Genomic DNA, 25,162 nt, shown 5'->3' with positions numbered 1-25,162 from the left:
CTTCTTGATCGTCAGCATCGGGCGCGCCATGCATACCCAGCCGATGGCCGATACATACAAGATGACTATGCGCGGCGCGCGTTGCCTACGTCACTCCCCCCTGGTCCATGCCAGGAACCGGCTGAACAGACCGGGCCTGCCCTTGGGCGCGGCCGGTGCCGCCGACTGCGGCGACGTGCTCGGGACCCGGTGCGCGGCGCTCGGGGCCGGCTGGGGCTCCGCCGACCGCGCGGGCGTCACGCTGCGGGGGGTGAACCGGACCGGCAGGTTCACCAGGGACCGGCTCCAGGGGGCCGGCACCCAGTTCAGGTCCTTGAAGGGGACCCGGACCTCGACGTCGGGCAGCCGGTTGAGCAGCGACTCGACGGCGGTGACGGCGATCACGAACGCCGGGTCCTTGGCCGGGCAGGCGTGCGGCCCCGCCCCGAAGGCCAGATGGGCCTTGGCGCTGAGCTGTTCGCGGTGCTCTGCCAGCCGGGGGTCGGTGTTGGCCGCGGCGAAGGAGATGAGCACCGGGTCGTTGGCCCGGACCGTCCTGGCGCCCAGCTCCACGTCGTGAGTGGGGTAGTGGGCCGCGTAGTTGGCGATCGGCGCGTAGTTCCAGAGCACCTGGGTGACGGCGTCCTCGACCGGCAGGCCGGTCTGCCATTCCTCGCCGAGGATCAGGGCGCAGGCGCTGCCTATGGTCGCCGACAGCGGAGCGGTGCCACCGGAGAGCAGGGTCACCAGCTGGTGCAGAACCTCCTCGTCGGTGAGCTGCGCGGAGTGCTCCATCAGACGGGTCGTCAGGTCGTTGCCGGGCCGGCGGCGCTTCAGCGCGATCAGCTCGCCGAGCGCCTCACCGAGCACCTGGTCCGCGCCGGCCGTGCCGTCGAAGATGCCGCTGATGCCGACGATGACACGGTCGCCGATCTCCGGCGGGCAACCGAACAGGTCGCTGAAGACCAGCAGCGGCAGCGACTGGGCGTACTCGGCCATGAGCTCGGCCTGTCCGAGCCGGTCCGAACTGAACCGGCTGATCAGGTAGTCGGCCGACTGCTGGGTCTGCCGCACCAGCTGGAGCTCGTTGACGCCCGCCAGACTGTCGGTGACCGCCTGGCGCAGCCGGGCGTGCGCCGCCCCGTCGCTGAACAGCGCGTTGGGCCGGTACCCCATCATCGGCAGGGCCGGGCTGTCCGCGGGCACGCGTCCCTCGTTCAGCGCCCGCCAGCGCCGGGAGTCCCGGACGAAGGAGGCCGGGTTCTGCAGGATGTACAGGGCGGCGTCGTAGCTGGTGACCAGCTCGACCTCCACTCCCGGGGCGATGTCCACCGGTGCGCTCGGGCCGAGGCGGCGCAGCTGTTCGTAGTGGGCGTCCGGATCGGAGCCGAACTCGGGCCCGTAGAGCGGGACGTTGCCGTGCGCGGGGCAGCCGGGCGGTGGCCCCTGGATGCCGGGAGGCTGCTGCATGTGGGGGTGGCTCCTAGTCGAGAAGGGACAGAAGGTGGTGGACGAGGGTGATCAGGGCCTGCGCGGACGACTGCTGGTCCCGTACGTCGCAGGCGACGACGGGGGTCCGCTCGGACAGGTTCAGCGCCTCGCGGATCTCCGCGAGCGGGTAGTTGGTCGTGCCGTCGAAATGGTTGACGCCGATGGCGTACGTGAGGCCGAACCGCTCGACCAGGTCGAGGACGGGGAAGGAGTCCGACAGCCGCTCGGGGTCGACGAGGACCAGTGCGCCGAGCGCGCCCCGGGACAGCTCCTCCCACATCTCCTTGAAGCGCTCCTGACCGGGTGTGCCGAAGAGGTAGAGCACCACCTCGTCGCTGATGGTCAGGCGGCCGAAGTCCATGGCGACCGTCGTGGTGACCTTGTCCGGGGTTCCCGACAGGTCGTCAAATCCCACACTGGCCTCGGTGATCTCCTCCTCGGTCCGCAGGGGCTCGATCTCGGAGATGCTCCCGATGCACGTGGTCTTCCCGACCCCGAAGTGCCCCACCACGAGGATCTTGACCGCGGTGAGAACACCTGAATCCAGGTACACGAATCACGCTCCGAATCGGGCTTTGAGGCCGTCGAGTACGGCGTTGAGCACTTCCCGGTCGACACGTTCGGCGGGTGGAACCGGCTTACGCGCGATGATGTGACCGCTCTCCTCCATCTGCGCCAGGAGAATCCGTACGATCCCCAGGGGCAGATGGGTGTGGGCGGCCACTTCGGCCACGGAGAGAAAACCTTCCGCCACCAGTTCCAGAACCCGGCGCGCCTCCGGTGAAAGGGTGCGCACCGAAGCGGCGGCATCCTCTTGCGCGGACACCAGCGTGGTGCGCTCGTAGGTATTGTCCGGTGGCAGGGCCCGTCCGTTGGTGATCACGAAGAGCGGGACTAATGCCGAGGTCAGCTCGAGTTCCTCGTGCGGCTCGTCATTCACGTACGGCTCGCCTCCCCGCGGGGTGCCAGATATCCGTTCAGCCGGGGTACCGCCTCGTGCAGACGGGTGGTGAACTCCTCGATATCGGCCTCGTGTTCGGCGGCCGCGGCCAGGAAGGCGCCGTGCCCGGCCGAGATCAGGAAGATCCAGCCGTGCTGGAACTCGATGACCGTCTGCCGCCACTGCGCCGCCGGATCCGGCCCGGCGAACTGCGAGGTGGCCCTGCTGTAGGCGTGGATGCCGGTCATCGCCGCCGAGATGGTGTCCGCCAGGTCCTGGCTCATGCCCGTGGTGGCGCCGCGGGGCAGGCCGTCGTGGCCCAACAGGACGGCGTGACGGGCGCCTTGCACCTCACCGACGGCCGCGTCGAGGTCCGCGATAGGGATTCCCGTGCCGCCCACCGGCACCTGCTGGGCGCCGCCGGAGGGCCCGTCCCCGCTCTCCGTGTGCACGCGCGGCGGCGAGGTGAGGTTATTGCCGAGCCGGGCGACGAGCCGGTGCATGCGGAAGGAGATCTGCTGCATGTCGACGTCGGGGGCCGCGGCCGCGGCGAGATAGGCGCCCTGGCCGGCGCCGATCAGGAAGATCCAGCCGTGCGAGAACTCGATGATGGTCTGGTTCCACTGCCGGTCCGCGCCGGGCCCGGCGAAGTGCGAGGTCGCCCGGCTGAGCGACTGCATGCCCGCCATGGCGGCGGAGATCGTCCGCACGTCCTTCTGTTCCATGCCGTCGGTCGCGCCGCGGGGCAGGCCGTCCGCGGACAGCAGGACGGCGTGGCGCGCCTTCGGCACGTTGTGCACGATGTCCTCGAGCATCCACGACAGGTCGCTGGTCATGCGTCATCGGACCCTTCGGACGGCGCCGAGGCGAGATTGCGGCCCGAGAGCGTGCCGCGCTGGAAGGCGCCCAGGCTCCGGCCGACGGCCCGGCCGGCGTCCTCCGGCGCCGGGGCGGGCGACGCGGCGGCGTCCTGGTCGGGAACGCTCGCGATGGGTACCTGACGGGCACCCCGCCGGGGCAGGCCGTGCGCCGTGCGGGATACCGGCTCCGGCCGGCCCACGCTGCCACGGATACCGCTGACCTGGGGCTCCTCGGACACCGCCGGCTCCTCCTCGGTCCACAGTTCCTCCGGCAGCAGGACGACCGCCCGCACACCGCCGTAGCGGGAGACGCCCGTGACGTCCACCCGGAATCCGTACTGCCGGGCGAGCAGGCCGATCACCGGGAAACCGAACTTCGGCTGGTTCCCGAGATGCGAGAGCCGGGGGCTGAAGTCACTGGAGAGCAGCGCGGTCGCCTTCTGCCTGTCCTCGTCGTTCATACCGACACCGGCGTCGTCGATGACGATGCACAGGTTCTTCTGCACCCGCTGGAAATTGACCTCGATCGGCGAACCCTGCTGGGAGAAGCTGGCGGCGTTGTCAAGAAGTTCGGCGACCGCGAGGGCGACCGGGGAAACGGCGGACGCCTTCAATGCGAGACCGGTCTGCTGCATGATTTCGACGCGCCGGAAGTTTCGAATCTGACCCTGTGCGCTGCGCACCACGTCATAAACATTAGCGGGCCTATTACGACGGCCCAGCGGTGCGCCGCACATCACCGCAATGCCCTGCGCCTTGCGTGCCATCTGCGCATTGGCGTGACTGACTTCCAGCAGATCGCCCAGTACGGAATGGCCACCGTATTTGCGCTGGATTTCCTCGAGCAGTGCGAGCTGTTCCGCGGCAAGGCTCTGCAGAAAGCGCGCCGATCCCTTGAGGACGGCCTTCGTGCTTTCCTCGGCCGCCTCCTCGGCGTCCGCGATGGTCTTGTCGTGCTCGGCCCTGTGCTGCTGCAACTGTGCGCTTAAAGCGGCAAGTTGGCTGTCGGCCGCGCTCAGCTGCCGGGTCAGCTCCGCCTCGGCCAGGCGCTTCTTCGCGGCGATGGCCTTGTTGCGACGACTGAGCGCGAGTGCCGCGGTGACGGCGATGACCGCCACTGCGACCAGGCACCAAACGAGTGCGTCTCGAAACATGGATACCTTTCCTATGTGTAGCCCGCAACCATCGGTGGACGGACATCGGGGGAATCCGTGACACAACCGCTCGGAACGACTCGGCCGACTTCGGGTCGAGAAGTCGGTCCCAGTGCAGCTCCCGAGCCGAGTGGACCAAGGTCGCAGACGCGGGGATGCTATCACTGACTTGGCTAAACGTTTGCAACGCGGAGTGGTCGTATCAGGTCGGCCCGGAGCGCTGGCTCCGCCCCTTTTGCGGACGTACCGGTTGCCGCGCGCGGCGCCGGTAACCACCGGTTGTTCGCCGGGTCGCCTATTGAATGCGCGGCGGCCGTCATTTTCCCGTCATCCCGCCGGACTCATTGCCCTTTGTCGGACTTGGGATCACGCGCGCCGGTATACGACGCCGCCCGCCGCGGCGACCGGCGCACCGGACCGCGGGAAGGCCTCGGACCCGCCCCCGTTCACCGCTCCGCCTGGTCGGTGGCCATGGGCGGTGCGGCCGCCGCGAGCAGCACGGCCAGTCCCGCCACCACGCCGCCGACACCCCACCAGCCCCGGCGGGGCAGCCGCCGGTGCATCAGCGGTTCGGCGATGAGCAGGGCGAACGGCAGCTCCAGGATGAACAGCGGCCGCACCAGCGCGAGCGGCCCTTTGACGAGGGCCAGGCTCTGGCACACCGCCGCGCCGATCGCCCCCGCCATGCCCAGCGCCCACACGGGTCCGCGGGCGAGCTCACGCAGCAGCCCGCAGTCCGCCGTGCCGGCTCGCGGAGGCCGCCTCGCGCTGGAACGCGGTGCCCGCGGCGTTGCTCGCGTCTCCCGCGACGGCGGACGCCGCGGCCAGTTCGATCACGACCGTCTCCCGCCCGCGGACCATGCCTTCCGAAGAGGCCTCGGGCGTGTTCGGCCCACGAACGCCCTCGCCGGGGCGCCGCAGCGCCACGGGCCGGTACGGCGGTACGGGGTTCCGCCGCGGCGGCGGGCGTGAGCGGATGCCGTCGGCCGGACGGCGGGGACCGCCGGTACGCACCCGGCGCGGCGCGCCGCTGCCGGGTGCGTGGTCCGGTCACCGCTGATGCGGCTCGGCGCCGGCGGCGCCGGAGTGACCGGCCAGCGCCGCTCGCATCCGGCACAGCCTCTTGTGCTGGAGGTTGCCGAAGGGGATGAACCAGCCGAGGAAGACCACGGTGAGCAGCGCGAGGCCCAGGGTCTGGCGCGTCCCGGCGGTCAGCGCCGTCAGCGCGGTCACCGAGCAGAAGAGCACGGCGAGTACGACCTGCGCGGCGACGCGGTGCCGGGTGCGGTGCAGACGCTGCTCCACCAGGGCGCGCATGGCCTCGCGCTCCGCGGGATCGGTGGGGACCTCGCCCTTGCGCAGCCTGCCGTCCAGGCCGACGAGCCGGTCCGTGGAACCGCCGGCCGCGCGCTTCTCCCTGCGGCGCGCCACCACCACCACGGCGATGCCACCCAGCGAGCACAGTGCCGTCCGCGCCAGGACGGAGGCGGGCGAACGCCCGGGATAGAGGAGCAGGATCAGGGCGCTGCCGAGCAGGACGGACACGATGATCTGCAGCCACAGATGGCGGCTCAGGAAGTCGTTCAGGCGTTCCACGGCCTCTCCCGCCTCAGAGGCGCGGCCGGCGGCGGCCGGCCACCCGGACGGTCAGCGCCACGGCGAGCAGGACCCAGGCCACCGCGCTGTACGCCCAGGCCGTCGTCCCGCGCACCGCGCCGACGGCGCTCCACACCGCCCAGAGGGCGAGGACGGCGCACCCCGCCGTCCACGCGATGCCGGTGATCCGGGCGCGCAGCTGCGCGCGCTGCGCGGTGCCCGGTTCGAGGTCACCCAGCCCCCGGTCCAGCGGTGTCCCGCGCGATGTCATGGCCGGTCTCCTCCCGTCGCGGTGTCAAGGCCTGTCGCTTACCCGGCCGCGGCGGGCGCATGTCGTCAAATTCCCTACTCCATACGGAAGTTGATGATCCGCTTCGGGGCCGCGCCGCCCGGTCGTGCCGCCCCTCACACCCGGCTCGACGTGGCCGTGTCCGCGGACAGCCGCTGGGCGGCGTAGATCGGGACGACCGACACGAGGACGAGGACGGCGGCCACGACGTTCACCACGGGCGCCTGTTGCGGCCGGGTCATGTTGTTGAAGATCCAGATGGGCAGGGTCTCGACGCCGGGGCCCGCGGTGAAGGTCGTGACGACGATCTCGTCGAAGGACAGGGCGAAGGCGAGCAGGCCCCCGGCCAGCAGGGCGGAACGGACCAGCGGGAAGGTGACGTCCGCGAAGGCGCGGAAGGAGTTCGCGCCGAGGTCCATCGCCGCCTCCTCGTACGACGCGGCCGTACGCCGCAGCCGGGCGACCACGTTGTTGAACACCACGACGATGCAGAAGGTGGCGTGGCCGACGATCACGGTGAACAGGCCGAGGCCCACGCCGAGCGGCTCCAGGACGGTGCCGAACGCGGAGTTGAGGGCGATGCCCGTGACGATGCCGGGCAGCGCGATCGGCAGCACCACGACGAAGGACACCGTGCCGCGGCCGAAGAAGCGGTACCGGGCCACGGCGAACGCGATCAGCGTGCCGAGGACCAGCGCGACGGCCGTGGCCCCGAGACCCGCCTTGACCGACACCCACACCGCCGCCCGCGCTCCGGAGCTGCCCGCGGCCACCGACCACCAGTGCAGGGTGAGCCCCGACGGCGGCCAGCTCGCGCTGCGGTCCGGGCTGAGGGAGTTGACGAGGACGAGCAGCAGCGGGACGTAGATCACCGCGAAACCGAGCGCGGCGCCCAGGCGCAGGGCGATCCGCGCGGTGCGGCCGAGATGCATGGCGCTCCTCCTCTACAGGTTGTTCAGCGCGCCGGTACGGCGGATCGCCAGCAGGTACAGGACGATCACGACCACGGGCACGGTGCCGAGCGCCGCGGCCATGGGCAGGTTGAGTTCGATGTTGGAGTACACGAGGTTGCCGATCAGCTGGGTCTTGCCGCCGACGATCTGCACGGTGATGTAGTCGCCGAGGCTCAGTGAGAAGGTGAAGACCGATCCGGCGGCGACCGAGGGCAGCACCATGGGCAGGACCACCGAGCGGAAGGTGCGGCCGGCCCGCGCGCCGAGGTCGGCCGAGGCGTCGAGCAGATTGTCCGGGAGCTGCTCCAGGGCCGTGTGGATCGGCAGGATCATGTACGGCAGCCACAGGTAGGTCAGGGTGAGCACGGTGGCGGTCAGGCCGAAGCCCGGGCCGCTCAGCCCGAACGGCCGGAGCATCCAGTCGGCCGGACCGCCCTCGGCGAGTATGAGCCGCCAGGCGTACACCTTGACCAGGTAGCTCGCCCAGAGCGGGGTGAGGATGGCGACCACCAGCAGCGGGCGCCACTTCGGCCGGGCCACCCGCGCGGTGCAGAAGGCGACCGGGAAGGCGATCACGGCGCACAGCACGGTCACCGCCAGGGCCACGCCGACGCTGCGGAGGACCACCTGCCGGAACACCGGTGTGGTGAACAGCGCGTGGAAGTTGTCCGTCGACCAGACCTTCACCACCTCGGAGGTGAAGGAGTTCGTCGTCCAGAACGCGGAGACGAACAGAACGGTCAGCGAACCGAGGTACAGGACGGCCAGCCACAGCAGTGGGGCGGTGAGCAGCAGCGTCAGGCGCAGCCGGGGCCGTCGGTGCAGTGTCCCGGCGAGCCGCCGGACGGTGCCCCGTCCGGCGGCCGCGGTCGCGTCGGTCGTCACCGCTCAGCCCTTGATCTCGGTCCAGGCCTGCACCCACTTGGCGTAGGGCACGCAGCGAACGTCGGTCCGGCCGTCGAGGCACTGCTCGATGGGCGTGTTCCAGAAGGCGATGTTCTTCCAGTAGCCCTCGTCGGAGGCGTGGTAGGTCGCGCAGAAGGTCTTGGCACTGGTCTCGGAGCAGGCCTTGGCGTTGGCCGGGGCCTCCCCGAAGTACTCGGCGACCTGGGCGTTGACCTTGGGGGAGACGATCCAGTCGAGCCACTTGTAGGCGCAGTTGGGGTGCTTGGACTTCGCGGAGACCATCCAGGTGTCGGACCAGCCGGTCGAACCCTCCTTGGGGACGAGGGCCTTGACCTTGGCGCCCTCGTCGGCGGCGAGGCCGGCGATGACCTGCCAAGTGGTGCCGACCACGGAGTCCCCGCTCTTGAAGGCCGAGACCTCCTTGAGGTAGTCGCTCCAGTACTCGCCGATGTCACCGTTCTGCTTCTTCAGCAGCGTCACGGCGGCGTCGAACTGCTTCTGGTCGAGCGCATAGGGGTCCTTGATCTTCAACTCGGGCCTGGTGGCCTTGAGATACAGGGCCGCGTCGGCGATGTAGATCGGCGAGTCGTACGCGGTGACGTGACCCTTGTGCCGGGCGGCGTCGTCGAAGACGGCCGACCAGGAGGTGGGCGCCGGGCTCACCTTCTCGGTGTTGTACATCAGCAGGTTGGCGCCCCGGCCGTGCGGGATGCCGTACATCTTCCCGTTCACGGAGTTCCAGGAGCCGTTCTTCAGTCCGCTGAAGACATCCTTGTAGTGGGGGACGAGCGCGGTGTTGACCGGGGCGGCGTCACCGGAGGCGATCAGGCGCAGGGAGGCGTCACCGGAGGCGGAGACGGCGTCGTACTCGCCGGTCTTCATCAGCTTGACCATCTCGTCGGAGCTGGCGGCGACCTTCGAGTGCACCTGGCAGCCGCTCTGCTTCTCGAAGCCGCTGACCCAGTCGACCTTGGGGTCGTTGGAGCCGTCCTCGACGTAGCCGGCCCAGGCGATCAGATTGACCTGTCCCTCGGTCCGGCCGAGTTTCGTGGGCGCCTTGAGGTCGGGCGGGTTGAGACCGGTGGCGGCGGAGCCGCCGGAGCCGGAGGAGTCGCAGGCGGCGGCGAGCAGCAGCGCGGCGGCGCCGGCCGCGGCCTTCAGGGTACGGGTGAGACGCACGACGTTCTCCAGGGGTGAGGGAGCCTTGCGCGAGCGGGGGGACGGACGGGGGAGCGGAGTCGGGTGGGGCCGGGTCCGGTGGTCAGGTGGGCAGCCGGACGGCGTGACCGCGGTGCCAGCGCAGTCTGACCCGGGTGCCGCGGTAGGCGGCGACGTCCTCGGAGGAGGTCTCCAGGTTCTGCTGCAGGGCGGTGAGCCGGCCGCCGCCGTCGAGGTCGACGAGGAACCGGGTGGCGTCACCGAGGTAGACGACCTCGGCCACGGTGCCGGTCGCGGTGGCGTGCCCGGGCTCGTCCGCCTCGGCGGACTCCTTCAGCACGCGGATCTTCTCCGGGCGGATGTTGTACGTGCCGGGCGCGCCGACGATCCGCCGGGCCGTCTCGCCCTCCAGCAGGTTCGAGGTGCCGACGAAGGAGGCGACGAACGGGGTGGCGGGCCGCTCGTATATCTCCGCCGGAGTGCCGACCTGGGCGATCCGGCCCTGGTCGAAGACGGCGATGCGGTCGCTCATCGTCAGGGCCTCCTCCTGGTCGTGGGTGACGAAGACGAAGGTGATGCCCACCTCCCGCTGCAGCGCCTTGAGTTCGACCTGCATCTGTTCGCGCAGCTTCAGGTCGAGGGCGCCGAGCGGCTCGTCGAGCAGCAGGACCCGGGGACGGCCGACGAGGGCACGGGCGAGGGCGACGCGCTGGCGCTGGCCGCCGGACAACTGGGCGGGGCGGCGGCGGCCGTAGCCCTCGAGGCGGACCTCCGCCAGAGCCTTGCGGGCGCGGACCAGGCGTTCGGCCTTGGGCACCTTGCGGATCCTCAGCCCGTAGGCGACGTTCTGCTCGACGGTCATGTGCGGGAACAGGGCGTAGTCCTGGAAGACGGTGTGCACGTCCCGCTCGAAGGGGGCTAGGCCGGTGACGTCCTGCCCGGCGAGTTCGATGCCGCCCCCGGTGGGGGTCTCGAACCCGGCGATGAGCCGGAGGACCGTGGTCTTCCCGGATCCGGACGGGCCGAGCATCGAGAAGAACTCCCCGTCCCGGACCTCCAGGTCGACTCCGGCCACGGCGGTCGTCTCACCGAACGACTTCCGCAGATCCTGCAGCCGGATCGCAATTCCCTCCATGCGGGAACCTTTCTGGAGCGCTCAACGTTGAGCGCAAACATATGAAGTCATAGTTCTGATCTCAAGGGCCCCTTAAGGTAAAGCTTGAGTCAACGCATGAGGTGGTGGCCGTGAGGCAGCACGAGAGGGAGGGCGGCGCCCGCCTGGCCGTCTTCACCCCGGTGGACGGCGGGGCGCGGGTGGACGCCGTCGTCCGCCGTATAGGGGACGCCATCGAACTCGGCCTGCTCGCCGACGGCGAGCAACTGCCCGGCGAGAGCGACCTGGCGGGCCGGCTCGGCGTCTCCACCGTCACCCTGCGCGAGGCCCTCATGGCCCTGCGGCAGCAGGGCCTGGTCACCACCCGGCGGGGCCGCGGCGGGGGCAGCTTCGTCTCCCTGCCCGAGGTCCCCGCCGCCGACCGGCTGGAGGCCCGGCTGCGCGGCTGGAGCACCGACGAACTGCGCGACCTGGGCGACCACTGGGCCGCCCTGTCCGGCGCCGCCGCCCGCCTCGCCGCCCGGCGCACCGAACTCGGTGACCTGGACCCGCTGCGCCGCACCGCCGAGGAACTGGCGCGGGCCCGGGAGACGGCCGCGCGCAGCCGCCTGTACGGCCGCTTCCACGTCGAACTGGCGGCCGCCGCCCAGTCCGCCCGGCTCACCCGCGAACAGGTGGCCCTCCAGAGCGAGGTGGGCGCTCTGCTGTGCCTGGTCCTCGACAGCGACGAATATCGTGAAGAAGTGGCGGAGCGTCACCGCTCCGTGATCTCCGCCGTGCAGGATGGGGCCGACCAAACGGCCGGCACGCTGGCCGAGCGGTGCGTCAGGGACGCCACGGAACGGCTCGTCGCCGTGCGCCTCACCCTCTGACGCGCCGCGTCCGGTTCCCGTCCGCTGGAGGACATCATGGGCTGGAGCCCCGGGCAGGCCGCCTCGGCGGCAGCCACGCTGGACACGGACGTCGAGGCCTGGGTGGCCTCCCGGGTGGGCGGCGCCCTGGAGACGGTCTTCGAGGCCGTCGCCGCCATCCGCGCCGACACCACGGCCCTGCTCGCCAGGGTGTCCGCCCGGGGCGGCCGCCCCGCGAGCGCCGACCTCGCCGCCCTCCGTCCCGGCCTGCACCACCGCCTGACCTGCCAGGAACTGGTGTCCGGCGCCGGCTTCGTGGCGGCCCCCGGTCTGCTGGCCGACGTACCGGCGTGGCTGGAGTGGTGGCAGAAGGGGACCGACGGAGACCTGCGGCCCCTGCTGCTCGACCTCGACCCCGACCACTCGGCCTACTCCGACTACACGCACTGGGACTGGTTCACCCTGCCCCGCGACACCGGCCGCCGGGCCGTGGCGGGCCCCTACGTCGACTACCTCTGCTCCGACGAGTACAGCCTCACCCTGTCCGCGCCCGTCGAGACGGAAGGGCGCTTCGCCGGGGTCGCCGCCGCCGACGTGTACCTGCGGCACTTCGAGGCCGCCGTACTGCCCCTGCTGCGCAGGCTGCCCCGCCCCGCCCACCTGGTGAACGCCCGCGGCCGGGTCGCCGCCTCGGCGGACCCCGCGCACCTGGCCGGCTCCCTCACCAGGGGCCCCGGCTTCGGCGCCCTGCTCGCCGGGTCGGCGCCCGCCGAGCACGACGGCCTGCGGCTGGTGCCCTGCCGCGGCGTCCCGCTGGTCCTCGTCCTGCGCGAGGACTGAGCACGCTCCGGCGCGTGCGCGGGCGCCCTTCACCCGGACGGGTCATTCCCGCGGTGTTCCGGCCGTCCCGGCGCATGGTCGGGCCCCAGCCGGTGAGACATCGGTCATGGAACAACCGACACCGAGCGGCCCGGTTCCGGCTCCGCGCACTCCGGCCCGGTCCGACGTGGTGTTCACCGCGGACTTCACCTCAGAACGCCAGTGGGTCGCGGGCCGTTCGTGGGCGTATCCCGACGGCGGCCCGGACAACCCCGGCGACGACAAGCTCGACCACCTGGTGTCCGACGCCGCCTACAGCCGGTCGGGCGTCTTCCGGGCCAGACGGAGGCCGGACGGCCGGTGGAACACCGGACTGCTGACCACGGAGGGCAGCGAGGAGGCGTTCCTGCTCCGGACCGGAGACGTCCTCACGGCCCGGGTACGGCTGCCGCGGGAGCCCGGCGCCTGGCCCGCCATCTGGACCTGGCGCGACGGCGGCCAGGAGATCGACGTCTTCGAGTACCACCCCGACAACCCGGATCTGCTGGAGCTCTCCAACCACGTTCGCGGCAGCGGCAGTTACTTCCGTGACGACGCCGTCCGCCCCGGCGCCTGGATCGACCTGCGGACCGACTTCGGCGCCCGGTCCGTAGTCTGGTGGGTCAACGGCACCCGGGCCTTCGCGGACCGGCGCGGGGTGGGTTCCGGCTGGCACGCCCACCTCATCGTCAACCTGTCGGTGTCCGCCGGGCGTTACCACCCCCCGCCCGACCGGTCGACGACCGCGATGTCGTTCGAGGTGCGAGACCTCGTCGTGCGGCGGCCGCGCGGCGCCACGGCACGGGAGGAGGAGGCGGTGACGGAGGCCGCCGAGGAACGGCCCGCCTGACGGACGCCACGGGCATCGGACCCGGCGGGCGCGCCCGGAAGCCCGGACGGCTGCCGTCGCCGGCCGCGTTCCCCGGACCGCGCGGTCAGTCCACCGGCCAGGTGTGGACCGGGGCGTTGAGGTGCATGTAGTCGATGTACAGCTCGGTCATCCGGCGCAGCGCCTCGTGGCGGCCGGCCTGCGTGCCGGACTCGATGCGGTGGAACATCTCCTTCTGCCACACCGCCCCGTTGCGGGCGGTGACGCAGCGCTGCTCGATGATGCCGAGCAGCGGCTCCCGCCAGGCCGCGTCCATGCCGGACTGCTCGAGACCGCGGTGCGCCATCGGCAGCAGCCGGCGCAGCACCAGTTCGGGCACCGGCACCTCGCCCATGCCGGGCCAGTACAGCAGGGCGTCGATCCCCTGCCGGGCCGCCGTGTGGAGGTTCTCCTCGGCCGCGGCGAAGGACATCCGCGACCACACCGGCCGGTCCTCCTCCACAAGCGCGCGGGTCAGCCCGTAGTAGAAGGCGCCGTTGGCCAGGGTGTCGGCGACCGTCGGCCCGGCGGGCAGCACCCGGTTCTCGACCCGCACGTGGGGCTTGTCGTGGGAGACGGCGTAGACCGGCCGGTTCCAGCGGTAGATGGTGCCGTTGTGCAGGGACAGTTCGGCCAGCCCGGGGATGTCCCCGCGGTCCAGCGTCTCGCCGGGATCCTGTTCGTCGCACAGGGGCAGCAGGGCCGGGAAGTAGCGCAGGTTCTCCTCGAACAGGTCGAAGACGCTGTTGATCCACCGCTCGCCGAACCACACCCGGGGCCGCACCCCCTGGACCTTGATCTCCTCGGGGCGGGTGTCGGTCGCCTGCTCGAACAGCGGCACCCGGGTCTCGTGCCACAGCTCCTTGCCGAACAGGAACGGCGAGTTGGCCGCCAGCGCCACCTGCACCCCGGCGATGGCCTGCGCCGCGTTCCAGTAGCCGGCGAAGTTCTCCGGTGACACCTGGAGATGGAACTGCGTGCTGGTGCACGCGGCCTCGGGCGTGATCGTGTCGGCGTACGTCCGCAGCCGGTCGACGCCGTCCACCTCGATCCGCAGGTCCTCGCCGCGCGCCGCGAAGACCTGGTCGTTCAGCAGCCGGTAGCGCGGGTTCTCCGACAGGGTCCCCTCGCCGATGTCGTCCTGCCGCAGCGTGGGCAGGATGCCGATCACGACCAGGCGCGCCCCCACCGACCTGGCCCGCTCGTCCGCGTGGTTCAGCGCCGCGCGGATCTCCGACTCCCAGGCGTCGGGACCGCCCTGCGTCAGCGCGCGGGGCGGCACGTTGATCTCCAGGTTGAACCGGCCCAGCTCGGTGGACCATGCGGGGTCCGCGATCGCCTCCAGCACAGCGGTGTTGCGCATCGCGGGCTCGGCGGCGTCGTCGACCAGGTTCAGCTCGATCTCCAGCCCCACCTGGGGCCGCTCGGCCTCGAAGAGCTGATCGCGCAGCATCTGCGCGAAGACGTCGAGACACTCCTGCATCTTGATCCGGTACCGGCGACGGTCCTCACGGGTGAAGACGAGCGCCGGGACGTCCCGTCCCATAGGCCCTCCTGGATCGCGCTCCTCGAGAGACCTCCCGTCCCAGGGTGGCATTGCCGGGCGAACCGCACCATGCGGGGCGGGGATTGCCCGGCGCCGGGTGCGCGGGCCTCACAGCGCCCGGGCGACGAGCAGCGCCACGTCGTCGTGGTCCTCGGGGTGCCGCAGGCCGTACAGCAGCAGGTCGCAGGTCTCCTCGAGCGGCCGTCCCGGTTCGTCGAGGAAGCCGAGGAGCACGTTGAGCCGGTCGTCGATGGGGTGCTGCCGCGTCTCCACGAGGCCGTCGGTGTACAGCACCAGCAGGTCGCCGGGCCCCAGCTCCACCGTGGCGGTCTCGAACTCGACGCCCCCGACGCCGAGGGGTGCCCCGGTGGGCAGGTCGAGCAGCTCGGGCGCCCGGCCGGGACGGGCGAGGGCGGGCGGCATGTGGCCGGCGTTGGCGATGGTGCACCGCCGGGTGCGGGGGTCGAACACGGCGTACAGACAGGTGACGATGTAGTGCTCCAGATCGCAGGTGATCCGGTCCAGGTGCTGGAGCACCGCGTCGGGGGCCAGGTCCAGGTCCGCGTAGGCGCAGGTCGCGGTGCGCAGCCGGCCCATGGTGGCGGCCGCGTCGATGCCGTTGCCCATGACGTCGCCCACCACCAGCGCGGTCTTGTCGTCGGCCAGCGGGATGACGTCGTACCAGTCGCCACCCACCTCGCTGGTGGCCTGCGCGGGCTGGTACCGGGAGGCCAGCTCCAGGCCGGTGTGGTGCGCCGAGTGGTCGGGCAGGAGGCTGCGCTGGAGGGTGAGCGCGGTGTTGCGCACGCTCTGGAACCAGCGGGCGTTGTCGATGGCGATCGCGGCGCGGCCGGCCAGCTCTCCCGCCAGAACGACATCGTCGTCGTCGAAGGGCAGCGGGTTGCGGGTGCGTTTGAGGTCGAGCGCGCCGAGCACCTCGCCGTGCGCGATCAGCGGTACGGCGAGATACGAGTGCACGCCCGCCCGGGCCAGGTAGGCCCCGGCCTCCTCGTTGCGCGCGATGCGCGACAGGTCCCGCTCGCCGACGTGCCGGACCAGGACCGGACGGCCGGTGTGGACGCACAGGGTCACCAGCCGGTCACCCTCGTAGGAGGCGAGGTCGCCGGGCGGGTCGGCGGCCCGCAGCGCCACCGTGGGGTGGGCCGCCCTGAGAGCGAGGGCGCGGAACAGCTCCGGGCCGTTGTCCGGGCGGCGGACGCGGCGGCAGGCCAGGGCCGAGTCCAGCACGTCGACGGCGACCACGTCGGCGAGCACCGGAGTGGCGATGTCGGCCAGCTCACGAGCGGTCTGCTCCACCTCGAGCGAGGTGCCGACCCGGGTCGAGGCGTCCGCGATGAGCGCCAGCCGCCGCCTGGCCCGGTCCGCCTCGGCGGCCGCGTGGTGCCGCTCGGTTACGTCGACGACCGAGGCGGCCGCGCCCAGCACCCGCCCGCCGGGGTCCTCGAGGCGGTAGAAGGACAGCGACCAGGCGTGCTCGTGCTCCGGATCGGAGGGCGGCAGACCCACGTGGTACTGGTCGAGCAGCGGCAGGCCGGTGGCGAGCACCTGACGCAGACAGGACTCGACGGTGCCCACGTCGAAGAAGGGCAGCATCTCCCGCAGCCGGCGCCCGATGTGGTCCTCGGCGGGCACGCCGTCGATCCGCTCCAGTGCCGGGTTGACCAGCAGGTAGCGCAGATCCGGGTCCAGCAGGGCCAGGCCGATCGGCGACTGGTTGATCAGCCGCTCGCACAGGGCCAGGTCGGTCTCCACCCGCTGCAGCAGCGTGTGGTCGGCCGCGATGCCCAGGGCGTACACCTGTCCCACGTCGTCCAGCAGCCGCATGGTGCGGAACTCCGTCAGGCGGCTGCTGCCGTCCTTGTGCCGGATGGGGAAGGCACCGGCCCACCCCCGGCCGGTCTGCAGGACCTCGGAGAACAGGCTCACCACGGCCTGCAGATGCTCGGGCCGGACCAGCAGCTGGGCCGCGTACTGGCCGAGCACGTCCTCGGCGGTGTAACCGAACAGCTCCTCGGCCTGCGGGGTCCAGAAGACGATGCGCCCACTGGTGTCGAGCGCCACGGCGGCCACGCTGAGCACGTCCAGCAGGCCGGTCGGGCGGGGCCGCTCGGGGCTGTGCTCGTCGCCGGCGCGGAAGGAGTCCACTGCCATACCGGATCCACCTCCACCGGTCGGTCGTCGGGGGCGTACTCCGAGCGCTGCGGACCGGTACCTCCATGCTGCCCCCGGCGCCGGGCCCGCCCCAACCGCAGAGCGGCCCGCGCGCTTCGGGCGGACCGGCAGCGCCAAGGGGAGGACACGGGGCGGAACCCGCCGGACCGGGCCGCGGCGTGGGACTGTCCGCGGAGCCACGTGATCTTCCCGACGCTTCCGCCTCCGTCCCGCCCCGGCCACGCGACGGCTGTGCGGGCGGCCGATGGCGTCGTGGCGGCCCGGGCCCGGGGTGCCGGGTCGCTGCTCGGGCATCGCGCGGGGGACGTCGCCTGCCGCCCCGCGGTCCGGCTGCCGGCCGGACCCCGGACCCCGGCGCGAGCGGCCGCCGGCGCGTGGTACGGGCGCGCCGCAATGCGATGGAACGGTCCGGTCCCCTCCGGCACGCCCGGTCGAAGGCGGTCCGGGCCGGGCAGGGGATCCCTCGGGACAGGTCAGCCCTCGGAACCGACGGGGGCGTGGCCGGTGCAGTGGGCGGCGAGCGAGCCGGGACCGCCGCCGGTCATCGGGATGCCGTCCAGGAACTCCCTGGGCAGGTCGAACGCCTCGACCAGTTCGGTCATACGCGGCGCGAGGTCGCGCAGGACGTCGTCGAGGAGCTGGGGGAGGGCGCGCACCTGGTCGGCGGAGAGGTGCCCGTCGGCCAGCAGGTCGCCGGTGAACTCGCCGAGCTGCTCCAGCAGGAACAACCGGCACAGATCCTCCAGCAGGCCGCCCGCCTCCGGGTGCCGCGCCCGGGTCACCGCGGCCAGGAAGGCGTCGGCCGCCTGCAGCCGGGCGTGCACCGAGACCATCTCCAGGGCGGCGGAGGACGCGCCGTTCCACCGCTCGACCGGATCGCCGGAGGGACCCCGGCGCAGGGCCGCCCGCGCCCGGTCCTGCCAGACGGCCTCGGCCCGGGCCAGCAGCCCGCGCAGATGCCGGACGTCCGTCAACCGCTCCACATCGCCCGGGGGTTCGGGCTCCTGGCGGGGCGGCTGGTGCTCGAACAGCATCTCGGCGGCCGCCTTCACCCAGATCACCAGGTTGTCGCCCTCGGCGGTGATGGTGCCCTCGATGTACTGCGGGAACTCCGACAGGCCGTTGGCGGCGAACAGGCCCTGGGCGCCGCAGCGTTCCCGGCACTCGACCGTGATGTCCCGCGCCTGCCAGGTGATCCAGCCCTTGGCCACGGCGATCAGCCGTTCGGCGTCCGCCCGTTCCCCGGCTTCCGCCCCGGGGTGCCCGGCGGCCCAGCGGGCGAGTGCCGCCCGGTGCAGGAAGGTCATGGCGTAGGCCGTTGCGATGCCCTTCAGCAGCCGCCCGTGATGCGGGCGATGGGCGTTCACCGGGACGCGCTGACCTGCGCGCGGTCCGCTGACCAGCCGGTGGTCGCCGTAGCGTACGGCTATCGCGAGCGCGGCCCGGGTCGCGCCGACGGCGGCGCCGCTCATGCACAGCTTGCCCATGGTGACCCGGCCGATGGAGTGCAGGAACCGCTTGCGCCGGTTGCCGAGACCGCTGTGCAGCCGGCCCTCGGCGTCCAGCCGGCCGTGCTCGGACTCCAGCAGGGCCTCGCGCGGCAGTGTCACCCGGTCGAACGCGGTCAGGCAGTGGTCCACGGGGGCTCCGGTGCGCAGCGGCAGCCGGCGGACCCGGACCCCCGGCAGCAGTCCCCGCTCGTCGCTCAGCGGGGTCAGGAACAGGAAGACGCCCTCGTCCCGGCCCTCGACCAGGAGGCGGGCGGCGACCACGGCGCTCTTCGGCCCGCCCGTCATGCTGGTGTTGGGCATGAACTTCTGCGCGCCCGCGTGCGGGGTGTCGAGCACGAAACCCCCGGTCACCGGGTCCAGCTCGGCGGTGGTCTCCAGCGCCGAGGCGTCGTTGCCGTGATCCAGCTCGGTGCACAGGAACGTTCCGGTGCGCCGCAGGGCCGTGAAGTCGGACAGGTCCCGGCCGCCGGAGCCCCCGTGGTCGAGCAGGCTGCCGAGGAAGAGGTTGTAGTGGATGCTCGCCACCGTGCACAGGCCCCCGCCGCCGTCCACGATCGCCGCCCACTCGTGCAGGGCCGCCAGCAACCGGGGATCGTCCGCCAGCCGTTCGGCGTCCCCGGCGGTGTCGTTCACCAGACGCAGCCACTCGTAGGAGAGCGCGGCCCGCTCGGCGGCGCCGAGTCCGGGGCGGTGGCGGAAGGTGTCCTTGGCGACGAGCTCGCGCCACATCCCGTGGACCCGCTCGCGGTCGTCGCCGTCGAAGAGGAGCCGGGTCAGCTCGCCGTGGTCCTCGATCTCCGGCAGAGGGGGGAGATGTACCTCGGACGTCAAAAGGGTCATGACCCTCTCCCGTGGTCGCGGATCCGGCAGGGTGGGTTGCGCAGAGTCAGAAGATACGGACCTCCCGGTTTGCTTATCAAGCCAAATTTCTGCCAACGGTGGCCGAACAGGGCCGTCTTGTGAACCCTGCCGGATCGGCCAGGAGCGGAATGCCCAACTCCCCCGGGGCGCGGCCTTCTTCCCGTCGCGGACAGGCCCGGCGGGGTATTGAGATACCGGTCGACAGGTTTTATCGTGGCGCCGGCGACGGCCCGGAGGGCCCGTGCGCCCGGTGAAGGGGAGGCATCCATATGGTTGAAGGGGCATCTTCCGAGGTGGCACGATACGAACCTGTCGGTTTCTTTTCGTGGCCGACCGGTCTGTGAAGCCAGTGCGGAGGATGTGCCGTGGCCCTGCAGGAACGAGCGATCAGGACGAGGCGCAACATCCTGGTGGCAGCCGCCGACGTGTTCGCCGACGTCGGCTACGAGGCCGCGACCATCTCGGAGATCCTCCAGCGGGCGAACGTCACCAAGGGTGCCCTCTACTTCCACTTCGCCTCCAAGGAGCAGCTCGCCCAGGCGGTGCTGACCGACCAGCTGAAGGCGGTGCCGGAGTCGCCGCCGCGCGAACTGGTGCTCCAGGAGGGGCTGGACGCGGGCTTCCTCCTCGCCCATCTGCTCGGCTCGGGAGATCCCATGGTGCGCGGCAGCATCCGCCTCACCGTGGACCAGGGCTCACCGCACGACGGGCTGGACCGCCGGGTCCCCATGGCCTCCTGGGTCGACTACAACGCCATGCTGCTGGAACGGGCGAAGGCGAACGGGGAACTGCTGCCCCAGGTCGACGTCCGGGCCGCGGCGAAGGCGTTCGTGGCCGCGTTCACCGGGGCGCAGGTGCTCTCCAAGATCATGAACGACCACTCCGACCTGATGGAGCGGGTGGTCGACCTCTACCGGCACCTGATGACCAGCATCGCCGTCCCCGCGGTCCTGGTGCGTCTGGACATGTCGCTCGACCGGGGCAGACGCGTCCACGAGGAGGCCATGGAGCTGCGCGGGGAACCGCAGGAGGCCCAGGCCGCCCGCTGAGCGGGAGGCTTCCGCGGAGTACGGCCGCCGGCCCTCTCCCGGAGCGGGGGAGCGGACATCGCTGCCATGGGCACGTCGCCACGCCACAACGTGATGCAGGACCGACCCAGGGAGCACACCGATGGAACAGACCGCCTGCCCTTACGCCTTGGACCTCACGGGCCGGGACCACAGGGGCGAGGCCGCGAAACTGCGCGCCCAGGGCCCCGCGGTCCAGGTCGAGTTGCCCGGCGGGATCCTCGCCTGGGCCGTCGTGGGACAGAGCCACATCGAGCGGCTGCTGACCGACCCGCGCGTCTCGCGCAGCGCGCGGCTGCACTGGCCGCCGTTCATAGCGGGGGAGATCACCGAGGAGTGGCCGCTCTACCCGTGGGTGGCGAACGAGAACATGCTGTTCGCCTACGGGGAGCACCACACCAGGCTGCGCCGCCTGGTGGCCGGCGCGTTCACCGCCCGCCGCTCCGAGGCGCTGCGGCCCCGCGTCCGGGAACTCTCGGCCGAACTGCTCGGCGAACTCGCCGCCCTGCCTTCCGGCGGCCCGGTCGACCTGCGCACCGCTTACGCGGAGGTGCTGCCGCTCAGGGTCATCTGCGAACTCTTCGGTGTGCCGAGGGGCGCCGAGACGGACGCCCTGTCGGCCGCACTGAGCACCGTGTTCAGCTCCACCGTCACGGGCGCGGAGATGGAGGCGGCCAGGCTGGAGGCCTTCGGGCGGCTGGCCGCACTGGTCAAGGACAAGCGGGAACGGCCGGGCGACGACCTGACCAGCTCGCTGATCGCGGCGCGGGACCACGGCGACCGGCTCACCGAGGACGAACTCCTCGGCTCGCTCTTCATGTTCATCGCCGCCGGCCAGGACACCACCGCCACCCTCATCACCAACGCGGCCGGCGCTCTGCTCACTCACCCCGAACAGCTCGCGCACGTGCGCGAGGGCCGGGCAACCTGGGCGGACGTGGTCGCCGAGACCATGCGCGTGCACACGCCCGGGGCGTACGCGCCGATGCGGTTCGCCGTCGAGGACATCGACCTGGACGGAGTGCTGATCCGCAAGGGCGACTGCATCCTCGTCAACTTCGCGGCAGGCGGCCACGAGACCGAGCGGCACGGGCCGGACGCGGACCGCTTCGACCTGTTGCGCGACCGCGACCGGGACATCCTCGGCTTCGGCCACGGACCGCACCGCTGCCTCGGTGCCCCGCTCGGGGAGATCGAGGCGGCCTCCGCGCTGTCCCGGCTCTTCGAGATGTTCCCGGACGTGGAACTCGCCTGCGCGCCGACGGAGTTGGCGCCGCTGCCGACGTTCATGCTCAACGGCTACCGGTCGCTGCCCGTCCTGCTGCGCCCGCAGGACTCCTGAACACGCGGGAGGCCGCCCGCCGGAAGTCCGCCGCCCACCACGGTCGGCGGACTTCCCCTGCTTCGCCCGGCCGACCGGACACGCGGTTTTCCTCGAAGTGCCGTACGGCCGACTCCCCGCGTGACAAGGGCATTTGCGCGGCCTTACGGGTTTTCGCGCCCGGCCGCGGGCCAGGCCTTGCCGTGCCCGTCCCGCATAAACATACTGAACATGCGGTTTACGGGGCCGAGGAGTGGCCTGCCTCCGCGCCGGCCCAGGAGGAGGGCGTCATGGTCAAGCAGGTTCGGGCGGTTCGCACCCGGCAGGCCCTCATACGCGCGGCGGCGGAGGCGTTCGCCCACGACGGCTACGCCCGCGCCTCCCTGCCCGCGATCAGCGGCAAGGCCGGGGTCAGCGCCGGGGCGCTGCACTTCCACTTCCCCAGCAAGGACGCCCTCGCCCGCGAGATCGAGGGCGCCGCCGCCTACTCGGTGCGTGAGCTGACCGAGTGCGCGCGGTCCGCGGACATCGGGGCGGCGGGGACGCTGGTCGCCGCGATCCGCCGGCTGGTGGTGGCCCTGGCCGCCGACCCCGTGGTGCGCGCCGGGTTCGTGCTGAGCGCCGATCCCGCACGCCACAACGGGACGGCGGTACTCGACACCTGGCACGACTGGGTGCGCGACACGGCGCGGCAGGCCCACGAGGCGGGGGAGCTGAGGGACGGCGTCTCGCCCGATGGCGTGGCCACGGTCGTGGTGGCGGCGACGGTCGGCTTCGAGCGGCTCGGGGGCCCGGACCGCGACCCGGAGTCGGAGGACCGCATGGTGGAGTTCTGGACCTGCCTGCTGCCCCGGCTGACCGCCGCGCCCGCCGCCGGTCCCGCCCTGCTGCCGCCCGCCGAGCCCGCCGTCGGCCGGGGCGCCGAGAACAGCATGGCCGGTCTGTAGGCCGCGGCTCGCTCCGGTTGAGTCACGGGCGGGCCGCGGCACGTACCGGGGCACGACGGGGAACGCCCGGATGCGAGGATGAGGCGCCATGACGGCAGGGTGGGGGTCGCGCGCGGCGCGTGCCGCGGTGTTCGCGGCCGTCTGCGTGCTGCTCGCGGCCCTCGGCCACGTCCTGATGTCCGGCCGGCACGTCCCCGGCTGGGCGCTCGCAGCGGGACTGGCCGTGACCGGCGCCGCCGGCTGGGCGCTGACGGGACGTGAGCGGGGGCTGCCGCTGGTCGTGACGGTCGTGGTCGCCGCCCAGACCGGGCTGCACGAGGCCTTCTCACTGGCCCAGCCGTCCAGCGCCACCATGGGTTCCGCCACCACGGGATCCGCCGGCATGGGCGCCATGGACATGGAGGCCATGGGCTCCCTGAACGCGGGCAGCGCCGGTGCCGGCCTCATGGGCCACATGAGCCACATGGGCCGGATGACGCACATGGCCGGCACGGGGCACATGCGGCACTCCGCGGCCGGCGGCTTTTCGCCCGGCATGCTCACCGCCCACCTGCTCGCCGCGCTGCTCTGCGGCCTGTGGCTGGCCCACGGCGAGAAGGCCGCGTTCCGCATCCTGCGGACCGCGGCGGCCCGGCTGGCGGCGCCGCTCAGACTGCTGCTGGCCCTGCCCGTCACTGCGGCGCGTCCGCGACCGCGGATCCGCCGCCGCCGTTCGGCGCGGGCACCGCGGCTGCTGCTCCTCGTCCACTCGATCGTCTCCCGGGGTCCGCCCGCCGGGGCCGCTGCCGTCTGACGGCAGCCGGAATCCCGGGGCCGCCGCCGCGCGCCCCGGGCCCCGGCCGTACCCGCGCACGCCCCGCGTCTTCCCGCGCGTGCCGCGGCGGCCGGCCCCTCTCCCCGGACCGCCGGCGCCGAAGCGTGCCCGCGGCCCGGATCCGGACGATCCGAGAAGGACTTCAGGTGATCACTCCTGCCCTCCTGTCCACCGCTCCCGAAAACCGCGCGCCCGCCGACGAGCCGGTCACCACGTGGGCCCTCGCGGCCCGGGCCGGCGACCCCCGCGCGCTGGAACACTTCGTCCGCGCGCTCCACCGCGACGTGCGGCGCTACGTCGCCCACCTGTGCGCCGACCCCCAGGCCGTCGACGACCTGGCCCAGGACACGTTCCTGCGCGCGCTCGGCAGCCTGCACCGGTTCGAGGGCCGTTCCTCGGCGCGCACCTGGCTGCTGTCCATCGCGCGCCGTGCGGTGATCGACAGCCATCGGCACGCCGCCGCCCGGCCCCGGCTCTCCGACGCCCCCGACTGGCAGACCGCCGTGGAGCGCGCCCAGCCGCGCGGTCTGCCCGGCTTCGACGAGGGCGTCGCCCTGCTGGACCTGCTGGCCGCGCTCCCGGACGAGCGCCGGGAGGCCTTCGTGCTGACCCAGCTGGCCGGGCTGCCGTACGCGGAGGCGGCGCGCGCCGGCGGCTGCCCGGTCGGCACGGTCCGCTCCCGCGTGGCGCGGGCCCGGGCGACGCTGGCCGGCCTGCTGGACGAGGCCGCCTGACGCAGAACCGCCCGTGTCCTGCCCCCGGCTGCGTATCCGCGCCTCCGGGGGTACCCGGGGGACATGGCGCGACTGCATCTTCCAGGGCACAAGGACCATCACGACGGCGACGGGGCGAGGGAGCCCGAGCCGCCGTCACCGGAGCACGCCGGGCCCGGCCCGGAGGTCGAGCGGCGCGCCCCCGACGCGCCGACGAAGCTGCCGAAGGCGGCGTGGGGCAAGGTCCTGAAGGGCTCGCTGCGCGAGTTCAAGGACGACGAGCTGACCGACCGGGCCGCGGCGCTCACCTACTACGGCGTGCTGTCCCTCTTCCCGGCGCTGCTGGTGCTGATCTCCCTGCTGGGCATCACGGGCAAGTCCGCCACGGACAGGGTGCTGGCCAACCTCAAGCACCTCGCGCCCGGCCCGGCCCGCGACATCCTCACGCGCGCGGTGGAGCAGTTGCAGGGCAGTGCGGGCACCGGCTCGGTCCTCGCCGTCGTCGGTGTGCTGCTGGCCGTCTGGTCGGCCTCCGGCTACGTGGCCGCCTTCATCCGCACGGCGAACGCCGTCTACGACGTCCCCGAGGGGCGGCCGATCTGGAAGATCCTCCCGGTGCGCCTCGGCGTGACGGTCGTGCTGATGGTGCTCGCCGTGCTCAGCGCCCTCATCGTGGTGTTCACCGGCGGCCTCGCCCGGCGTGCCGGGGACGCCCTCGGCATGGGGGACGCGGCCCTGACGGCCTGGGCGATCGCCAAGTGGCCGGTGCTGGTCGTGTTGGTCGTTGTGATGATCGCGATCCTGTTCTGGGCGACCCCGAACGCCAAGGTCAGGGGGTTCCGGTGGATCACCCCCGGCAGCTTCCTCGCCCTGCTGCTGTGGCTGATCGCGTCGGCCGGGTTCGCGCTGTACGTCGCCGGGTTCGCCTCGTACAACAAGACCTACGGGACCATGGCCGGCGTCATCGTCTTCCTCGTCTGGCTGTGGATCAGCAATCTGGCCATCCTGCTGGGCCTGGAGTTCGACGCGGAGACCGCACGGCAGCGGGCCATCGCCGGCGGGAATCCGCCGGAGGCGGAGCCGTACGTCGAGCCGCGCGACACGCGCGCGTGGGACGAGGAGGACGTACGCCGGCTGGACGACGCCTGAGCCCGCCGGGCCGGAACCCGGTA

The 25,162-nt window shown here is 72.3% G+C and carries 23 protein-coding genes and 1 pseudogene; 9 read left to right on the top strand and 15 right to left on the bottom strand.

The window, feature by feature from the left end; genetic code table 11:
• Positions 1-90: 90 nt before the first annotated feature.
• From ACWCPN_RS25425 to ACWCPN_RS25370, 12 genes and pseudogenes are all read right to left on the bottom strand, one after another.
• Positions 91-1,449: a cytochrome P450 gene (locus ACWCPN_RS25425; protein WP_451210307.1), complete on the bottom strand. Its 1,359-nt coding sequence runs from the start codon at positions 1,447-1,449 to the stop codon at positions 91-93.
• Between the two features lie 13 nt (positions 1,450-1,462).
• Positions 1,463-2,023 (bottom strand): GTP-binding protein, encoded by a 561-nt coding sequence (locus tag ACWCPN_RS25420; protein ID WP_199209305.1) that lies wholly within the window; start codon positions 2,021-2,023, stop codon positions 1,463-1,465.
• A gap of 3 nt (positions 2,024-2,026) precedes the next feature.
• Positions 2,027-2,410: a DUF742 domain-containing protein gene (locus ACWCPN_RS25415; RefSeq protein ID WP_451210304.1), complete on the bottom strand. Its 384-nt coding sequence runs from the start codon at positions 2,408-2,410 to the stop codon at positions 2,027-2,029.
• Positions 2,407-3,246 (bottom strand): roadblock/LC7 domain-containing protein, encoded by an 840-nt coding sequence (locus tag ACWCPN_RS25410; protein WP_392294604.1) that lies wholly within the window; start codon positions 3,244-3,246, stop codon positions 2,407-2,409. Before ACWCPN_RS25410 ends, ACWCPN_RS25415 begins: the two co-directional genes overlap by 4 nt.
• Positions 3,243-4,424 (bottom strand): ATP-binding protein, encoded by a 1,182-nt coding sequence (locus ACWCPN_RS25405; RefSeq protein WP_451210301.1) that lies wholly within the window; start codon positions 4,422-4,424, stop codon positions 3,243-3,245. Before ACWCPN_RS25405 ends, ACWCPN_RS25410 begins: the two co-directional genes overlap by 4 nt.
• 455 nt (positions 4,425-4,879) lie before the next feature.
• Positions 4,880-5,261: pseudogene (locus ACWCPN_RS25400) on the bottom strand (DMT family transporter); the annotation flags it as partial.
• Between the two features lie 213 nt (positions 5,262-5,474).
• Positions 5,475-6,020 carry a hypothetical protein gene (locus ACWCPN_RS25395; RefSeq protein WP_451210298.1) on the bottom strand — a complete coding sequence of 182 codons (546 nt, stop codon included), beginning with the start codon at positions 6,018-6,020 and terminating at the stop codon, positions 5,475-5,477.
• Positions 6,021-6,033: 13 nt separating this feature from the next.
• Positions 6,034-6,291, bottom strand: a complete 258-nt coding sequence (locus ACWCPN_RS25390; RefSeq protein WP_451210296.1) for a hypothetical protein — start codon at positions 6,289-6,291, stop codon at positions 6,034-6,036.
• Positions 6,292-6,425: 134 nt separating this feature from the next.
• A complete protein-coding gene (locus ACWCPN_RS25385) occupies positions 6,426-7,241 on the bottom strand; it encodes an ABC transporter permease (protein WP_451210293.1) in 816 nt (271 codons plus the stop codon).
• Between the two features lie 12 nt (positions 7,242-7,253).
• Positions 7,254-8,147: an ABC transporter permease gene (locus ACWCPN_RS25380; protein WP_451210290.1), complete on the bottom strand. Its 894-nt coding sequence runs from the start codon at positions 8,145-8,147 to the stop codon at positions 7,254-7,256.
• Between the two features lie 3 nt (positions 8,148-8,150).
• Complete coding sequence (locus ACWCPN_RS25375) at positions 8,151-9,347, bottom strand: ABC transporter substrate-binding protein (RefSeq protein ID WP_451210288.1); 1,197 nt, start codon at positions 9,345-9,347, stop codon at positions 8,151-8,153.
• A gap of 82 nt (positions 9,348-9,429) precedes the next feature.
• Complete coding sequence (locus ACWCPN_RS25370) at positions 9,430-10,461, bottom strand: ABC transporter ATP-binding protein (RefSeq protein ID WP_451210285.1); 1,032 nt, start codon at positions 10,459-10,461, stop codon at positions 9,430-9,432.
• Between the two features lie 110 nt (positions 10,462-10,571).
• On the opposite strand from ACWCPN_RS25370, the gene ACWCPN_RS25365 reads away from it, so the two are divergent.
• The 3 genes from ACWCPN_RS25365 to ACWCPN_RS25355 all read left to right on the top strand — a co-directional run bounded on the left by ACWCPN_RS25365 (position 10,572) and on the right by ACWCPN_RS25355 (position 12,999).
• Complete coding sequence (locus ACWCPN_RS25365) at positions 10,572-11,312, top strand: FadR/GntR family transcriptional regulator (protein WP_451210282.1); 741 nt, start codon at positions 10,572-10,574, stop codon at positions 11,310-11,312.
• Between the two features lie 36 nt (positions 11,313-11,348).
• A complete protein-coding gene (locus ACWCPN_RS25360; protein WP_451210279.1) occupies positions 11,349-12,131 on the top strand; it encodes a PDC sensor domain-containing protein in 783 nt (260 codons plus the stop codon).
• A gap of 106 nt (positions 12,132-12,237) precedes the next feature.
• On the top strand, positions 12,238-12,999 hold the full coding sequence (locus tag ACWCPN_RS25355) for a beta-glucanase (protein ID WP_451210276.1): 762 nt from the start codon (positions 12,238-12,240) through the stop codon (positions 12,997-12,999).
• A gap of 85 nt (positions 13,000-13,084) precedes the next feature.
• On the opposite strand, the gene ACWCPN_RS25350 is transcribed toward ACWCPN_RS25355, so the two are convergent.
• The 3 genes from ACWCPN_RS25350 to ACWCPN_RS25340 form a co-directional block, all read right to left on the bottom strand.
• Positions 13,085-14,563 (bottom strand): glutamate--cysteine ligase, encoded by a 1,479-nt coding sequence (locus ACWCPN_RS25350; protein WP_451210273.1) that lies wholly within the window; start codon positions 14,561-14,563, stop codon positions 13,085-13,087.
• Between the two features lie 108 nt (positions 14,564-14,671).
• Positions 14,672-16,735 (bottom strand): SpoIIE family protein phosphatase, encoded by a 2,064-nt coding sequence (locus tag ACWCPN_RS25345; RefSeq protein ID WP_451210270.1) that lies wholly within the window; start codon positions 16,733-16,735, stop codon positions 14,672-14,674.
• 494 nt (positions 16,736-17,229) lie between these two features.
• On the bottom strand, positions 17,230-19,107 hold the full coding sequence (locus tag ACWCPN_RS25340; RefSeq protein WP_451210267.1) for an acyl-CoA dehydrogenase family protein: 1,878 nt from the start codon (positions 19,105-19,107) through the stop codon (positions 17,230-17,232).
• 386 nt (positions 19,108-19,493) lie between these two features.
• Here ACWCPN_RS25340 and ACWCPN_RS25335 point away from each other — a divergent pair, with 386 nt between their 5' ends.
• The 6 genes from ACWCPN_RS25335 to ACWCPN_RS25310 all read left to right on the top strand — a co-directional run bounded on the left by ACWCPN_RS25335 (position 19,494) and on the right by ACWCPN_RS25310 (position 25,139).
• Entirely contained in the window at positions 19,494-20,177 is a 684-nt protein-coding gene (locus ACWCPN_RS25335) for a ScbR family autoregulator-binding transcription factor (protein WP_451210264.1), read from the top strand.
• A gap of 121 nt (positions 20,178-20,298) precedes the next feature.
• Positions 20,299-21,537 (top strand): cytochrome P450 family protein, encoded by a 1,239-nt coding sequence (locus tag ACWCPN_RS25330; protein WP_451210261.1) that lies wholly within the window; start codon positions 20,299-20,301, stop codon positions 21,535-21,537.
• Positions 21,538-21,806: 269 nt separating this feature from the next.
• Complete coding sequence (locus ACWCPN_RS25325; RefSeq protein ID WP_451210258.1) at positions 21,807-22,463, top strand: ScbR family autoregulator-binding transcription factor; 657 nt, start codon at positions 21,807-21,809, stop codon at positions 22,461-22,463.
• An 88-nt stretch (positions 22,464-22,551) separates the two neighbouring features.
• Positions 22,552-23,256, top strand: a complete 705-nt coding sequence (locus ACWCPN_RS25320) for a hypothetical protein (RefSeq protein WP_451210256.1) — start codon at positions 22,552-22,554, stop codon at positions 23,254-23,256.
• Between the two features lie 167 nt (positions 23,257-23,423).
• Complete coding sequence (locus ACWCPN_RS25315; RefSeq protein WP_451210253.1) at positions 23,424-24,011, top strand: sigma-70 family RNA polymerase sigma factor; 588 nt, start codon at positions 23,424-23,426, stop codon at positions 24,009-24,011.
• A 63-nt stretch (positions 24,012-24,074) separates the two neighbouring features.
• Positions 24,075-25,139, top strand: a complete 1,065-nt coding sequence (locus tag ACWCPN_RS25310) for a YihY/virulence factor BrkB family protein (protein ID WP_451210250.1) — start codon at positions 24,075-24,077, stop codon at positions 25,137-25,139.
• The last annotated feature ends 23 nt before the right edge of the window (positions 25,140-25,162 follow it).

It is taken from the genome of Streptomyces sp. NPDC002386 (assembly GCF_053593175.1).
The sequence above is the reverse complement of the archived record's forward strand: the minus strand, read 5'-3'. Positions and strand labels throughout refer to the sequence as shown.

Coding starts and splice junctions, on each gene's coding strand:
- ACWCPN_RS25425 (WP_451210307.1), bottom strand. CDS start 1,449: ATGCAGCAGCCTCCCGGCATCCAGGGGCCACCGCCCGGCTGCCCCGCG.
- ACWCPN_RS25410 (WP_392294604.1), bottom strand. CDS start 3,246: ATGACCAGCGACCTGTCGTGGATGCTCGAGGACATCGTGCACAACGTG.
- ACWCPN_RS25405 (WP_451210301.1), bottom strand. CDS start 4,424: ATGTTTCGAGACGCACTCGTTTGGTGCCTGGTCGCAGTGGCGGTCATC.
- ACWCPN_RS25390 (WP_451210296.1), bottom strand. CDS start 6,291: ATGACATCGCGCGGGACACCGCTGGACCGGGGGCTGGGTGACCTCGAA.
- ACWCPN_RS25385 (WP_451210293.1), bottom strand. CDS start 7,241: ATGCATCTCGGCCGCACCGCGCGGATCGCCCTGCGCCTGGGCGCCGCG.
- ACWCPN_RS25370 (WP_451210285.1), bottom strand. CDS start 10,461: ATGGAGGGAATTGCGATCCGGCTGCAGGATCTGCGGAAGTCGTTCGGT.
- ACWCPN_RS25360 (WP_451210279.1), top strand. CDS start 11,349: ATGGGCTGGAGCCCCGGGCAGGCCGCCTCGGCGGCAGCCACGCTGGAC.
- ACWCPN_RS25355 (WP_451210276.1), top strand. CDS start 12,238: ATGGAACAACCGACACCGAGCGGCCCGGTTCCGGCTCCGCGCACTCCG.
- ACWCPN_RS25350 (WP_451210273.1), bottom strand. CDS start 14,563: ATGGGACGGGACGTCCCGGCGCTCGTCTTCACCCGTGAGGACCGTCGC.
- ACWCPN_RS25345 (WP_451210270.1), bottom strand. CDS start 16,735: ATGGCAGTGGACTCCTTCCGCGCCGGCGACGAGCACAGCCCCGAGCGG.
- ACWCPN_RS25340 (WP_451210267.1), bottom strand. CDS start 19,107: ATGACCCTTTTGACGTCCGAGGTACATCTCCCCCCTCTGCCGGAGATC.
- ACWCPN_RS25330 (WP_451210261.1), top strand. CDS start 20,299: ATGGAACAGACCGCCTGCCCTTACGCCTTGGACCTCACGGGCCGGGAC.
- ACWCPN_RS25325 (WP_451210258.1), top strand. CDS start 21,807: ATGGTCAAGCAGGTTCGGGCGGTTCGCACCCGGCAGGCCCTCATACGC.
- ACWCPN_RS25320 (WP_451210256.1), top strand. CDS start 22,552: ATGACGGCAGGGTGGGGGTCGCGCGCGGCGCGTGCCGCGGTGTTCGCG.
- ACWCPN_RS25310 (WP_451210250.1), top strand. CDS start 24,075: ATGGCGCGACTGCATCTTCCAGGGCACAAGGACCATCACGACGGCGAC.